Raw genomic sequence first — 15,083 nt, forward strand, 5'->3', positions numbered from 1 at the left:
AAATTAAGTTTATAAAATTACAAGAAAATAATTTTTAATTTAGGAAATATCTGAAAAAACTCTCTAAAAGTCTAAAAATACTTAAAATGGGGCTGTATTTTTTTCCTTATACATGTTATAATAAATATAAGAAATTTAGCGATCTAAAGTAAGATTTGTAAATTGAAATATATTTATAAGTCTGGGCAAATGATTGCTTAACCCTTAGACTTTACAAAAGACAATATATTGAAATAAATAGAGGAAGGTTATGTCTAACAGAGGTATCAGAGAATTAAAGAGAAAAAAGAAAAGACAAGCGAGAAAAAGAAGAAAAAAGTTCCTACTAACTAGCCTTGCGGCTATAGCCCTAGTGCTAGGAACAAAATTTCTTAAAACCAATGAAGAAGAATTTATAATCCAAAGACCTGCCGAATACAGGCAAGCCCAGGCAGCTGAAGATTTAGAAGAAGACAAAGAAAAAAAGATAAATGGAGATAAAATCCACATAGCTACCCAAGCTGGATTTAAGGATATAGAAATAGAAGAAGATAAGAAAATTACTGACGATAAGTATGAGGATAGTCTAGTAGAGTTTGTAAGATGCGCCAAGACCCAATACGCTTACCAATATCCAAATGATTATTCCAAGACTGAAAAGTTCATAGAAAAAGGGGATTATGTCGCCTATTATGGGAGTGAAAATGGTTTTTCAAAAATCAAAATGGACGACAGCTTTTACTATGTCAATAAATTTGGCCTAGAAAAGTTAAATCCTGAAGAAAATATCAAAGTTGTAAATGGAATAAGCTATGTAAGCGAAGCTTATCCTTTGCCAAGTGATTTCAATCCAGGAGTGGATGGAACCGCCAAACGTGCCTTCGAGACTATGCGCCAAGATATGGAAAGAGAAGGTCTTAGTATAAAGATAGCATCTGACTATAGGGACTATGCCCTAGAAGAAAAGATGAAAGAAGCAGGCGAAGTCGATAGTGAAAATCCTGCTACAAGCGAGCACCAATTAGGCCAGGCCTTCGACTTTTTCACAGAAGGAAGCAAATATAGTGATAAGTTTGCTACTACTAATGAATACAAGTGGCTTTGTGAAAATGCTTACAAATATGGATTTATAGAAAGATACCCAGAAGATAAACAAGACTTCACAAATCACAGACCGATGCCATGGCACTTTAGATTTGTTGGTGTAGAAAACGCCAAGGAAATCTATGAAAATGATTTAAGTCTAGAAGAGTATTTGAAGATTAACTGATTGTATTTTTTTGGAAATTCGATATAATATAGGTGTAAATAGAATTAAATTAAGGAGTTTATATGAAAGCAATTAACACAAATGATGCTCCAAAAGCAGTAGGAGCTTACGTACAAGGTATAGCAACTGATAGTTTAGTATTTACTTCAGGACAACTTCCACTAGACCCAAAAACAGGTGAGCTAGTTACAGAGATCAAAGCTGCAACTAAGCAAGCTCTAGAAAATGTAGAAAACATCCTAAAAGAAGCAGGATCAAGCAGGGATAAGGTTATCAAATGCGTTGTTTACTTAAACGATATCAACAACTTCAAGGCATTTGATGAAGTATATGCAGAATTCTTCAAAGACCACAAACCAGCTAGATCAGCCTTCGAAGTAGCAAATCTTCCAAAAGACGGCCTACTAGAAATCGAAGCTATCGCAAGCTTATAAAACATAAAAGCGGCAGTTTAATCTGTCGTTTTTTTATATCGAAAAGGAGCCCTCATGGAGGATTTTTTAATACAAAATCAGATAGAGAAGGATAAGAAGAAAATAATAGAAACAAGGAGAAAACTTCATAGGATGGCTGAAGTTTCCGGCAAGGAATTTAAGACTAGTAAGTTGCTCAAAGAAGAAGTACAAAAGCTAGGGCTTGCCATAGTAGAAGTGTCAACAACTGGTTTTTATGCTGTATTAGACAGTGGACTACCTGGCAAAACCTTGGCTCTTAGAACTGATATAGATGCCCTACCAATCTGTGAAAACTCCTTTAATTTAACTAGGGAAAAGTATTCAGTATCAGACGAAAAAGAAGCATCCCATGCTTGTGGTCACGACGGCCATATGACAATCCTTCTAGAGAGTATGAAGATTCTAGTAGAAAATAAGGACAAAATCAATGGAAGGCTTATTTTTATCTTTGAGGAAGGGGAAGAGACAGGTTCTGGAATTTTCCCTATGGTAGAGGTTTTAGAAAAAGAAAATATAGATGCCTTTTATGGAAATCACCTGGCAAATTTCCTAAAAACAGGAGAGATTGCAATCGATAAGGGTCCAATCATGGCAGGTTTTATCAGAACTAGGTTTACAATTAAAGGAATTGGAGGCCACTCATCAAGACCCGACCTTGCAGTAAGTCCAATATTTGCCCAAGCCGCCATCATCCAATCTCTTGCGTCAAGCTGGGTCAATAGACTCGATCCAACCAAGACCGTAACCCTAGGCCTATCTACCATACATGGGGGAAGTGCCCACAATGTTATTGCCGATAAGGTAACAATTGATGGGACCTTGAGATATTTCGATAGAAAAGAAGTCGAAAAGGCCATCGATCAAATAGATATAGTAGGAAGAAACATTGCTAGAGCCCACGGATGTGAATTTATCAATGAAACAGGCATTGAACAATACGATCCTGTTATAAATGACCCAGACCTTTCAGCATTAATGGAAGATAATATCAAAGAATATTTTGGAGATAATATTAAAAGAGATGTAAGATGGTTCGCCTCAGAATCCTTTGAGGCCTATGGCAAGCTTGCCCCATCTCTCTTTGCCCTAGTAGGAACTCTAAATGATAAGAAGGGAAGTGGGGCAGAGCATCACACACCAGAATTTGACCTAGATGAAGACAGCCTTGATTATGGTATCTATGCTATGGTCAAGTTTGCTACAAGCTTTCTAGCTAATAAATAATTTATTATTTTTTCTTATCTTGGGTATAAATACTAGTAAGAGAGAATTAGGAGGATAAAATGACAATTCAAGTTAATCAAGAAGCAATAGACTTTACATTAAAAGATCAATTCAAAGAAGATGTTAAACTAAGCGAGCTTAAAGGGAAAAAAGTAATTCTTTCTTGGCACCCACTAGCTTACACACCAGTTTGTACTGACCAAATGAGATCTCTTGAAAGAAACTACGAAAGAATCCAAGAAAAGGGAGACACAGTAGTTATAGGTCTTTCTGTAGATCCATTCCCAGCCAAGGCAAAATGGGCAGATATACTTGATCTAAAAGATCTTAAGATAGTATCAGACTTTTTCCCATATGCTGAAGTAACCAAGGCTTATGGTCTCTTCAACGAAGAAAACGGAGCAAGTAAACGTGCCAATGTTATTATCGATGAAGAAGGAAAAGTAAAATGGGTTAAGGTATATGGAGGAAGCGAACTTCCTGACATAGAAGAAGTTATAGAAAATCTATAAAATATTTAAATCTCGCTTTTAAGAGCGGGATTTTTTCTTTGCCAGCAAACGTTAAGAAAATAACAATTAAAGATAATGCAAATCATTCTTGACAAATAATAAAATAGGTGCTATCATAATCTTGTCAGGATAAGTCTACAGCTTAACAGAATGATTTACCTACATAAAATATAATTAAATAAGGAGATAAATATGAAAAAGAAAAATACTATAGCACTAACAGCGATTCTTTCGCTAGGTTTAATACTAGCAGCTTGTGGAAATGACAATGCTAAAGATAAAGAAGCTAATAACAAGGCACAAGTAGAAGAGAAAGCCGATACTGAAACTAAAGATAATTCAAGCAAAGAAAATGTTGCAGAAAAGAAGGAAGAAAGTACTTCTGATCAAAAGATGGATGATGTTTCTTTAGCTGATTGGGAAGGAAAATGGAATTCAATGTCTGCTTATCTAGATAAAAACGAGGTCCAAGAAGCCTTTACAGACCTAGCTAAGAAGGAAAACACTGATGAAGAAAGCGCCAAGAAGGCCTATGTAGAAAAAAGACACTGCGATTTTAATGGTCTAGAGATTGAAGGAAATAAGGTTAAGTTCTACAATGAATTTCCTGATGAAGGCAAAGAGGCCACAGCAGAAGTTGAATATAAATATGTTGATAAACAAGAAGTAAAACACGGAAATCACATGCTAGAATGGGATATATTTGAAGCAGTAAGCCCAGATGCTGAGTATAAGTACCTACTTATGATGCCAATCCACGGAGAGGAAAGTTTGACACATTTCCATATGAGATATGGTAATGATAAGGATGAACTATTAGGAGAAGAAAAATGGTTCCCAACATTTGTTAAGCCAAACACAACAGACCAACAAATCATGGATGAAATTACAGAATAGATTTTGTAAGAGGGATGGGCTTATCTCGTCCCTTTTTTGTGAGGAGAATAATGAAGAAAATAAATAAATTAATATATCTACTGATTCTTGTTTTCAGTCTGACCTCTTGCAATAAAGCAGAAGAAGATAAGGATAAGCCATTAATCTATACATCCTTCTATCCGATTAATGACTTGACTAGTAAAATTGCTGGAGATACGGCAAATGTTAAATCCTTTATGCCAGAGGGCAAGGAAGCCCACTTATGGGAGCCTTCACCAAAGGATATGAAAAAGCTCGCCAAAGCAGACCTATTAGTAGTAAATGGAGCGAATATGGAGCCATGGCTTGAAAGTGTAAGGGAAAACCTACCGAATCTAGAAATATTGAAATTATCAGATTCGGTTGATCTAATCACCTACAAGGGCCAGGCTGCAGTCGGAGATTTCCAATATATGGCAAGACTTGACTTGACTGATAAAACTCAGAAGTTCGACTTTGCCCATACCCACGAGGACATGATGAGGGTAGCCTTCATAAAAGATACTGGACTAAGAGGAGAAGACCTTGTTAAAAAGGCCAAGGAAGTAATGAATCAGAAAGGAAATCTAGTAGCCCAAAAATCTACTATAGAGGTAGAAGAGGGCAAGGTCTATGGTCTCGAGATGGGGCATGAGTCAGGAGAAATCTTCTACAAGATGCCTGAAGCAGGATCATGGATTTTCATATCAGATAGGATAAGCGAAGACCTTCTTCCATACTATTTGATGGATGAAAATGGAAATTTACTAAAAGATGATGGTAGAGAAGAGTCTCTTATGGAAGGATCATCATCTGGTTTCGATAAGATAAGCTACGATCCTCATTCCTGGCTTTCGATTGTAAATGCCAAAAAATATTTAAACGCTATCCAGGATAAATTGATAGAAAAGTATCCGGAAAATGAAAAGATTTACAAGAAGAATAAGCTAAAATATGTCGATCAACTTACAGATATAGACGCAGAATATAAGGAGAAATTTAAAGACCTTGATCAGAGAGAATTTCTCGTAATCCATTATGCCTACCAATATCTGGCTAGGGATTTCGATTTAATCCAATATCCTCTCCAAGGATTAACGAGCCTAGAAAGTCCAAGTCTAAAGACTATAAAAAAGGCGGTAGAGTTTGCTAATAGTAAGGGAATAGACACAATATTTTATGAATACGGTAAAAACCCTAAGGAAGCTAAGGCTTTGGCCGAAGAACTACATGGCAAGACAAAGCCTTTAGCATCGATGGAGTTTGTGACTAAGGAGCAAGAAGAAGAGGGAATGGATTATATTGACCTAATGAGGATGAATCTAGAAAACTTATATGATTCTATGAAAGGAGAAGCTGATGAAGGCAATAGCAATTAAGGATTTAAGCTTTGCTTATAGGAAAGAAAATGTAATTAAATCTTGCAATCTAGAAGTTGAATCTGGCGAACTTGTATTAATCATAGGGGGAAATGGATCAGGAAAATCAACCCTTGTCAAGCTAATGCTAGGAGAGCTAGAGCCTGATAAGGGAAGTATAAAGATTTTGGGTAAGGATATTGCAAAATACAAGTCCTATAAGAAAATTGGCTACGTTCCCCAAGTCAATGTAGTAAACAAAATTGCATTTCCTATAACTTGTATGGAGCTTGTTGCCCTCAATCTCTATGAAGATTTTGGTTTTATCAAAATACCTAAGAAAGTCCACTATGATAAGGCAAGGGATATACTCATCAAAATGGGCATGGAGGAATTTATCAATACTCCGGTAAACGAACTATCTGGAGGACTTGCCCAAAGAGCCATGATTGCCAAGGCTATGATAAATATGCCAGAACTTTTAATCTTAGACGAGCCAACTGCTGGTGTCGATAAGGAAAATAAAGAAATGTTCTTTAAGACACTAAAGAAACTACAGGAAGATCTGGGTATAACTATAGTTATGATTACCCATGAGCTTAAGGAAATGGAGGATATACAAATGACTAAGACCCAGTATAGGATGAATGAAGGGAGATTGAGTTTATGTTAGAATTTGCCTTTATGAGAAAGGCCCTACTTTCGGGATTTCTCTTATCTATAATGATTCCTCTTATAGGGATTGTAATGGTCAATAGAAAAACTTCAATGATAGGTGATGCCCTATCCCATACGGCCCTTACTGGAGTAGCCATGGGACTAATCTTAGGTTTTGATCCGCTCTTAGGATCGGCTATTGTATGTGTAATAGCTGCCTTCCTTATAGAATTTATTAGGAAAAAGCTCCCTCAATACGGGGATATGGCAACAGCTGTTATCATGAGTACAGGACTTGGAATTGCAGCGATTCTTTCTGATTTCGCTCCGGGAGGTAATTCTTTTGAATCTTATCTATTCGGTTCGATTTCATCAGTTACAAGCGCGGATGTATTAAACACTAGCCTTATTTTTATCTTGGTTCTTGCCCTATGCATAAGTAGATACTCAGCACTTTTGGCAATTTCGATAGATAATAATACAGCTAAGCTTGCAGGAGTTAAGGTAAAGATAATAGATATGATATTTACTTTCCTATCAGCTGTAACAATTGCCCTTGCGGTTAAAATTATAGGAGCCTTGATGGTTACAAGCCTAATAGTTCTTCCAGTAGCAACTAGTTTGATTATATCTAGATCTTATAAGCAAACTTTCTTTGTAACTATAATTCTTGGAATAATATATATGATGGCAGGAATCATTCTTTCCTTTCATTTCGATATCAAACCAGGAGGAGCTATTGTAGTAAATGCAGTTATTGGAATGTTAATTTTTGCCTTGTATAAAAAAATGAGAAAAACTAAAGCATAAAGACATAACTAGCGGATTTATTTCTGCTAGTTTTTATTTGTAAGGAAAATTATGGGTATAAATAGGATAAGGATTAGACTTAATATAAGGAGAATTAAATGACTGATTTAAACAGAATTATTGATAGACAGAGAGAATTTTTCTATGGAGGTTTTACCAAAACAGAAGACTTCAGAAGGAAAAAACTTGAGAGACTGAGAGATTTGATAGATTTATGCGAAGAAAATATCCTTCACGCTCTAGAACAAGATTTGGGAAAAGCGAATTTCGAAGCCTATGTAAGCGAAATATCCTTTGCCAAGGAAGAGATAAAGTTTGCCCTTGATAATCTAAGTGATTGGATGAAGCCAGTTAGAGAGAAGACTCCGCTTACTGCTATGCCTGGGAAGTCTTATAGCTTGTATGAGCCTTTGGGAGTTACTCTTATTATAGCTCCATGGAATTATCCTTTCCTTTTGGCAATCGATCCCCTAATAGGGGCTATAGCTTCAGGAAATACTGTGATTCTTAAAACTTCTTCCAAGACTAAGGAGACTTCTAAGCTCATCAGGTCTATGCTAAATGATTACTTCGAGGAAGAATTTATTTATGTTGTAGATAATGACGAAGTAAGTCATAAAGAATTACTAGAAGAAAAGTACGACCATATATTCTACACTGGAGGCAAAAGTGTCGGCAAGCATATAATGAAAAAGGCCAGCGAAAACCTCACTAAAGTTACCTTAGAACTAGGTGGAAAAAGTCCTTGTATTGTAGATAGAACAGCAGATCTTGATAATGCAGCGAGATCTATCATGTGGGGTAAGACCTTAAATGCTGGACAGACTTGTGTAGCACCAGATTATATTCTAGTAGATTTAGCTATCAAAGAAAAGTTCATAGATAAATTAAAAGAAACAATGATTGACTTTTACGGTCTAAATCCACTAGAATCAAAAGACTATGGAAGAATAATTAACGAAGACCATCTCGATAGGCTCTTAGGACTTCTCGTAGGAGAAGATGTAATAGCAGGAGGCATCTACGATAGAGAAAATCTAAAACTAATGCCTACAATTGTAGATGGGGTTGACTTTGATAGTAAGCTTATGGAAGATGAGATATTCGGTCCAATTATTCCTATTTTGACCTATGATGATATAAATCCAATCCTCTACAAAATTAAAACCATGCCAAAACCACTCGCCTTCTATCTTTTCTCAGAAGATGAGAGGCTTATCGAAAAGGTTATGTATAATATGGAGTTCGGTAATGGATGTGTCAATGATTGTATAATTGAGATTGCAAGCCCTTACCTCGAGTTTGGTGGAGTAGGAGAAAGCGGTATGGGAGGATATCACGGTTACAATAGCTTTGTAAACTTCTCCAACAAAAAAAGCATAATGGAGACTCCATCAAGCATGAAGGCAAATATAAAATATCCTCCTTATGAAGATGGAAAATTAAGCTTTGTAAAGAAAGTATTGTAATGATAAGAATAGAACTAATGTTAGACTACTTCTGTTTCTAAGTGATTTCTAACTGTTACTAGACATTAGACGTAAGTTAATTCTAAAATAAGCTATTGCTGAGGAAATAAATATTTACTTATTGTATCAATATTTATCTTAACTAGCGATAGCTTTTATTTGTACAGAAAAACCAGGTCCAAATAAAGACCTGGTTTTTTGAAATCTTATTTATTCTTGCTATCCATATCAGCCTTGATAGCTTTAGCAAGCTCTTCGATTTGATCAACTTGTTCCATCTTGACACCAGAGTTGATCTTTACATCTTCTCCTACATAGTCAAGTTTTGCACTAGATAGGATTTCCTTAGAAATCTCTAGACTTCTACCGCCCCAAGACCAGTTGTTTAGGAAGGATACAGACTTGTTGGTGAAACCTGTCCCAACAAGCTCTCTTAGGAAGGCATCCATCTTGTAGTAAAGTCCTGAGTTGTAGTTGATTGGTGCAAATACTGAGTGAGAGAATCTGTGGCAGTCGCTAATTGGATAAGAAACATCCCAGTCAGCAACGTCATAAATCTTGATATTTTCTACACCTAGATTTGCAAGCTTAACTGCGAGGATGTCGGCTGCTTCTTCAGTATCTCCATACATTGATGCATAAACAATAACTACTCCGTCTTCTTCTGCCGTAAAGGTTGACCAGTGGTTGTATTTATCCATGATAAAGTTGATTGATTCTTCATCCTTGTATACTGGTCCGTGAAGAGGAAGGATAGTATTTATTGGAAGTCCATCGATTTTCTTGAAGGCATTTTGAACCATCTTGCCGAACTTACCTACTATATTGATGTAGTATCTTCTGGCTTGTTCTAGCCAATCACCCTTGTGGATTACCTTAGCTGCATCGATATTTCCCTCGATTACGTTAAAGGAACCAAAGGCATCTGCTGAGAAGAGGAGACCTTCTGTTGTTTCGTAAGTCATCATAACTTCTGGCCAGTGAACCATAGGGGTGAAGACAAATTTTAGATTTCTCTTACCGAGATTTAACTCATCCCCATCTTTAACTTCGTAGTATCTGTCCTTAAACTCATCATCGTAAAATTGTTCATAAAGCTTAAAGGTCTTTGCATTTCCAACAAGCTTAGCATTTGGCCACTCTCTCATACAAAAATCGATGTTTCTGCAGTGGTCTGGCTCCATGTGCTCGATTACAATATAATCGAGGTCTTCTCCGTCAAGACTTGCCTTGATATTATCTATATATCTTCTAGTAAAGGCTGCATCTACAGAATCCATCAAAACATTTTTCTCATCTTTTATTACATATGAGTTGTAGCAAACGCCGTTTGTTAGCTCAAACATATTTTCAAATCTGTCAATTCTTCTATCGTTAACTCCAACCCAATAGATATTGTCTAGTACTTCAATAATATTATGCATTCTAACTCCTTTGATAATTTATTGTTAATTAAATTATACCGGATATTTAAGAAAAATAAATTATATATAAATGATTATTGATATCAGCAATAATCTAAAAAATATAAATTCTTATAATTTAACAAGAAAGTATGTTAGAAATAAATTATTTGGGTATATATACTATGAAAACAATTGCATGAGTTTTAGATTATGCGACATATCTACTATAAACTATCTTAAGTATCTTGTCTAAGATAAGATATAGTTTTATGATTCCAATCCTTTAGTTTATTTAAGCTTACTGGATGGAAGGGACAAAGCACTCATGTAATTTATTGTGAACTATAAAAGGAGATATAATGGGATACAATTTACCAAAAGATTTAGAAGAATTTAGAAAAGTAGTTAGAGATTTTGCTGAAGAAAAAATTAGACCAATTGCTTTTCACCTAGACCAAACTAAAGAATTTCCAAAGGAAATCGTAAAGGAAATGGGAGAGATGGGGCTAATGGGTATACCATTTCCAGAAGAATACGGTGGAGCAGGCCTAACTAACCAACACTACGCTATAGCTGTAGAAGAGCTATCTAGGGTAGATGGTGGTGTAGGAGTAATTTGCTCAGCCCACACATCTCTAGGTACTTGGGGACTTAATGAATTCGGTAGTGAAGAACAAAAGGAAAAATATCTAAGACCTCTTCTAACAGGTGAGTCCATAGGTGGATTCGGACTTACAGAAGAAAACGCTGGATCAGACTCTGCTGGAACAGAAACTACAGCTGTTCTAAAGGGAGATCATTATGTATTAAATGGTAAGAAGATATTCATTACTAACGCTCCAGAAGCACAAACTTATCTAGTAACAGCTGTTACAACACCAGGTAAGGGTAATCACGGTATATCAATGTTTATCGTAGACAAGGACTTTGAAGGATTTACCTTCTCTGAACCATATGACAAGCTAGGTATCAGATCATCAATTACCGCAGAGCTTCACTTTAAGGATGTTAAGGTTCCAAAAGAAAACCTCCTAGGTGAAGAAGGCAAGGGCTTCAAATACGCTATGATGATCCTAGATGGTGGTAGAATTGGTATAGCATCACAAGCTCTTGGTATAGCACAAGGCGCTTATGAATCTGCCAAAGAATACGGACTTGCTCGTGAGCAATTCGGAGAAGCAATCGCAAGAATGCAACACAACTCCTTTATCCTAGCAGACATGGCAACAGAGCTTAAGGCAGCTAGACTATTAATCTATGATGCAGCAAAGAAGAAAGACGCCCACGTTCCTTATGGTAAGGATGCTGCAATGGCTAAGCTATACGCATCAGATATGGCAGAGAAACTTACAAGCAAGGCCCTACAACTTTACGGTGGATCTGGATTTATCAAGGGAGTAGATGTAGAAAGATACTACAGAGACTCTAAGATTACACAAATCTACGAAGGAACAAACGAAATAATGAGACTAGTAATCTCAGGCTATATCCTTCCAAAACCAGCCAAGAAAGATAAGAAGAAAGAAGCTCCTAAGAAAAAACAATCCCAAGTAGGAGATAGAAAGCTAGAAATCTTCAAGGGAGATGAAAAAGAAGCTGCTAAGAAATTATTAGAAGCCCTAAAGGCTGAAGGATTCACATTCGATAAGAAAGACGTGGACCTAGAAGGACCAATCGAAGAAGCAGATTCAGTAGTAGCTGCTGGTATGGGAATTGGAGAAGAACAAAACCTCGAAATGATCAAAGAACTTGCCAAGGAAACAGGCTCAGTACTTTCATCATCAAGACCAGCTTCCCAAGTTAGAGGATACGTTCCAACAAATAGATTTATCGGTCTATCAGGTAAGAAATTTGCTGGTAAACTATACATCGGTGTCGGTATCTCAGGAGCAATGCAACACTTAAGAGGAATTCCAGAAGCTGGAACAATAGTTGTAATCAACAACGACGAAAGCGCAGCATTCTTCGATAACTGTGACTACGGTATAGTAGGAGACTTCCACAAAGTAGTACCAGCCCTAATAGAAGAAATCAAAAATGCTTAAAATAAGAAGAAGTGGAAATGAAATTCCGCTTCTTTTTATTTGTAGACAAATGTTTGACTAAATGTTAATTCTTGTTTACAATAGTTCTATAGGTATTATAAGGAGAAATCAGATGAAAAAACAAGTTAAAATAAGTCTATCACTGATGCTTGCTTTGGGTATTGGGTTATTTCCAACAAATTTATCTAAAGCTCAGGATATGAATGGTGAAAACGTTGTTGAAGAAAATTCAATTGTAGATAGCCAACAAACACCATTAGAAGAAATTACAGACACACAAACAGAAAACGATGGAAATAGTGGTGTATTATCTACAGAAAACAAGATAGATAATGAAAATAATAAGACAGAAGATGTATCTAATGAGGATGGGTCATCATATTTAGAAGAAAAAAGTGCAAGCACTCAAGTTACTGATGATCAAAATGATAAAGAAATCATTGATAAAGTTTCTAAAATGACACTCGACGAAAAGATCGGTCAAATGATGATGTTGGAATTTAGAAATTGGGAAGATAAGGAAGGTAAGCTAAAACCAGTAACAGAACTAAACCAAGATATAAAGGATGCTATAGTCAAGTATAAAGTTGGAGGGGTGATTTTATTTGCTGAAAACGTACAAACTACAGAGCAAACAACAAAACTAACCCATAATATCCAAAAAACAGCCATCGACAATGGACTAGATCCCCTTCTCATATCAGTAGATCAGGAAGGTGGCATTGTTGTAAGGCTTGGTACGGGAACATCCCTCCCTGGAAATATGGCTCTAGGTGCTACTAGAGATAAAGAGCTAGCTTATAAATATGGTAAGATAATAGCTCAAGAAATCAAGGCTTTAGGAATAAATGTAAATCTAGCTCCTGTTCTAGATACTAACAATAATCCTAACAACCCAGTAATAGGCTTAAGATCAATCTCCTCAGATCCAAAATTAGTTGGTGAGTTGGGGGCTGCTGTTATTAAAGGCTTACAAGATGATGGGGTTTCAGCAGCAGTTAAACATTTCCCAGGTCATGGAGATACTGATGTAGATAGCCATTTAGGTTTGCCAGTGGTTAACAAATCTCCTGAAGAAGTTGATAAATTAGAACTTGTTCCATTTAAAAAAGCTGCAAATGATGATGTGGATATGATAATGACTGCCCACATATCATATCCACAGCTTGAAAAAGATACTGTTATATCAAAAAAAGATGGCTCAACAGTTGGCATACCTGCTACTTTGTCCGATGATATTATAACAGGAATAATAAGAAATAAGATGCATTATAAGGGTGTTGTTATAACAGATGCTATGAAAATGAAAGCAATAGCAGATCACTTTGGAGAAGAAGAAGCTGTTATAATGGCTATTAAAGCAGGCGTTGATATTCCTCTTATGCCTGCCTTGCTAGAAAAAAGATCAGATCTTCTCAAACTAGATAAGATTTATGCTAGGATAAAATCAGAAGTCGAAGCTGGAAATATCAATGAAAGCCAAATCAACCATTCAGTATATAGACTACTCCACCTAAAAAAAATAAGGAATATTCTTGATAAAAATCAATACAATATTCCACTAGAAGATAAAATTGAAAAAGCTTTGGCAATAGTTGGTAGCAAAGAGCACTTTGATCTTCAAAGGGAAATCACTGATAAGTCAATCACTGTTACTAAAAATATTAACAATGCACTTCCGATTTATCCTAAAGCAAAAGAAAAAGTATTAATATACACTCCTTACAATAATGAAATACCAGGTTTTGAATATGGATTTACTAAACTTCAAGAAGAAAATGTTATTGATAAGGATGCTATAGTTGATGTAAAATCATTCTACGAATATAGGAAAGATCCACAAGCTGCGGACGAGATACTAAAACAATACGCAAAGGATTATGATTATATTATTGCTGTAAGTGAAGTTGGAAATGCGAGACATTTGCTAAAAGATAATTGGATTTCTAATATTCCTGATAGATTGACAACTTATGCAAAAGAAAATAACAAAAAATCTGCTATAATTAGTATTAGCAAACCTTATGACTTAGATAGGTATAAAAATGCAGATGCACATGTATTAGCTTATGGAGCTAAGGGAATGGACCCAACTGAAAAAGGAAAGGAACCAGTAAAAACATTCGGCCCAAATATTCCATTCTCATTAGATATTGTATTCGGCAAGGTTAAAGCTCAAGGTAAATTGCCAGTTGATGTACCTGGTTTGGATGAAAATTATAAGTATAACGATAAAATCGCTTATAAATTGGGCTATGGCTTGGAAACTATTTTAAGAAAAGATGAAAAATATATAAAACCAGGAGAAAATCAAAATTCAGAAGTCTCAGATGGAAGTTCTAATGATGAGAACTTAGGTTCAAATGAAACAAGTATAGTTGATAAAAGTAATAACCAAGCAAAAGATGATGAAGAAGTTAAAACTGATACCAACTTAAAAAACAAAGACAAAGCATCACTATCAAATGCTAATAAGGAAGAAATAACTAATAAAAATCAAGGACCTAAGACAGGGGTTTCTGGTCTAGGATCTATCTTAGGACTACTAGCTAGTTCTTTAGCTGGTGTATTCGCATCAAGAAAGAGAAAATAGCAAGAAAAAAGAGGCGATGAGCCTCTTTTAAGGTGACCCCATAAAGTTGGACCTAATACCAGAGTTAGAACTATACTATATACTAGCTCTGGTATTTCTTTGTCCTATCCTACCCCTAGGGGTAGGAATTTTTTATGCTGCATTTTTCTTTCTGCATTCTATTGGTGATAAGTATCCTAATTTTTCTTTTATTCTTTCCTCGTTATAATATTTTATGAAATCTTCTATTGTTTGTTTTAAGTGTTCATATGAGTAGAATTTTCTTCCATAATATATTTCTTGTTTTAATATCCCAAAGAAGTTTTCCATTGGTGAGTTGTCTAAGCAATGTCCTTCTTGTTATCATTGATGGATTGTTTATCTTTAATTCATTTGCTAGGCTTTGATAGGACATTTCTCCTGTTAAGT

Annotated in this window: 12 protein-coding genes and 1 pseudogene; 11 read left to right on the forward strand and 2 right to left on the reverse strand. The window is 35.7% G+C overall.

The window, feature by feature from the left end:
• Nucleotides 1–250: 250 nt before the first annotated feature.
• The 9 genes from RCH56_RS05975 (at nucleotide 251) to RCH56_RS06015 (ending at nucleotide 8,631) form a co-directional block, all read left to right on the forward strand.
• Nucleotides 251–1,249, forward strand: coding sequence for a M15 family metallopeptidase (locus RCH56_RS05975; RefSeq protein WP_306484068.1), 999 nt, complete (start codon nucleotides 251–253; stop codon nucleotides 1,247–1,249).
• A gap of 62 nt (nucleotides 1,250–1,311) precedes the next feature.
• A complete protein-coding gene (locus RCH56_RS05980; protein WP_015777454.1) occupies nucleotides 1,312–1,683 on the forward strand; it encodes a RidA family protein in 372 nt (123 codons plus the stop codon).
• A 54-nt stretch (nucleotides 1,684–1,737) separates the two neighbouring features.
• Nucleotides 1,738–2,928: a M20 family metallopeptidase gene (locus RCH56_RS05985; RefSeq protein ID WP_306484069.1), complete on the forward strand. Its 1,191-nt coding sequence runs from the start codon at nucleotides 1,738–1,740 to the stop codon at nucleotides 2,926–2,928.
• Nucleotides 2,929–2,987: 59 nt separating this feature from the next.
• Nucleotides 2,988–3,440, forward strand: a complete 453-nt coding sequence (locus RCH56_RS05990) for a redoxin domain-containing protein (protein ID WP_306484070.1) — start codon at nucleotides 2,988–2,990, stop codon at nucleotides 3,438–3,440.
• Between the two features lie 192 nt (nucleotides 3,441–3,632).
• On the forward strand, nucleotides 3,633–4,337 hold the full coding sequence (locus tag RCH56_RS05995; RefSeq protein WP_306484072.1) for a ZinT/AdcA family metal-binding protein: 705 nt from the start codon (nucleotides 3,633–3,635) through the stop codon (nucleotides 4,335–4,337).
• A gap of 50 nt (nucleotides 4,338–4,387) precedes the next feature.
• The gene (locus RCH56_RS06000) at nucleotides 4,388–5,716 is read left to right on the forward strand and encodes a metal ABC transporter solute-binding protein, Zn/Mn family (protein WP_306484073.1); all 1,329 of its coding nucleotides are present in this window, start codon (nucleotides 4,388–4,390) and stop codon (nucleotides 5,714–5,716) included.
• The gene (locus tag RCH56_RS06005) at nucleotides 5,697–6,368 is read left to right on the forward strand and encodes a metal ABC transporter ATP-binding protein (RefSeq protein WP_306484074.1); all 672 of its coding nucleotides are present in this window, start codon (nucleotides 5,697–5,699) and stop codon (nucleotides 6,366–6,368) included. The genes RCH56_RS06000 and RCH56_RS06005 overlap by 20 nt, the downstream gene beginning before the upstream one ends.
• Entirely contained in the window at nucleotides 6,362–7,162 is an 801-nt protein-coding gene (locus RCH56_RS06010; RefSeq protein ID WP_306484075.1) for a metal ABC transporter permease, read from the forward strand. The genes RCH56_RS06005 and RCH56_RS06010 overlap by 7 nt, the downstream gene beginning before the upstream one ends.
• 98 nt (nucleotides 7,163–7,260) lie before the next feature.
• Nucleotides 7,261–8,631 carry an aldehyde dehydrogenase family protein gene (locus tag RCH56_RS06015; RefSeq protein WP_306484076.1) on the forward strand — a complete coding sequence of 457 codons (1,371 nt, stop codon included), beginning with the start codon at nucleotides 7,261–7,263 and terminating at the stop codon, nucleotides 8,629–8,631.
• A gap of 206 nt (nucleotides 8,632–8,837) precedes the next feature.
• Here RCH56_RS06015 and RCH56_RS06020 read toward each other — a convergent pair whose 3' ends face one another.
• Nucleotides 8,838–10,055 (reverse strand): FprA family A-type flavoprotein, encoded by a 1,218-nt coding sequence (locus RCH56_RS06020; protein ID WP_306484077.1) that lies wholly within the window; start codon nucleotides 10,053–10,055, stop codon nucleotides 8,838–8,840.
• A gap of 341 nt (nucleotides 10,056–10,396) precedes the next feature.
• Between RCH56_RS06020 and RCH56_RS06025 the strand changes: the two genes are divergently transcribed.
• Entirely contained in the window at nucleotides 10,397–12,082 is a 1,686-nt protein-coding gene (locus RCH56_RS06025) for an acyl-CoA dehydrogenase family protein (protein ID WP_306484078.1), read from the forward strand.
• 112 nt (nucleotides 12,083–12,194) lie between these two features.
• Nucleotides 12,195–14,675, forward strand: coding sequence for a glycoside hydrolase family 3 N-terminal domain-containing protein (locus RCH56_RS06030; RefSeq protein ID WP_306484079.1), 2,481 nt, complete (start codon nucleotides 12,195–12,197; stop codon nucleotides 14,673–14,675).
• 132 nt (nucleotides 14,676–14,807) lie between these two features.
• Here RCH56_RS06030 and RCH56_RS06035 read toward each other — a convergent pair.
• A pseudogene (locus RCH56_RS06035) lies at nucleotides 14,808–15,014 on the reverse strand (IS3 family transposase); the annotation flags it as partial.
• Between the last annotated feature and the right edge of the window lie 69 nt (nucleotides 15,015–15,083).

This window comes from Anaerococcus sp. (genome assembly GCF_030825785.1).
Lineage (GTDB): Bacteria > Bacillota > Clostridia > Tissierellales > Peptoniphilaceae > Anaerococcus.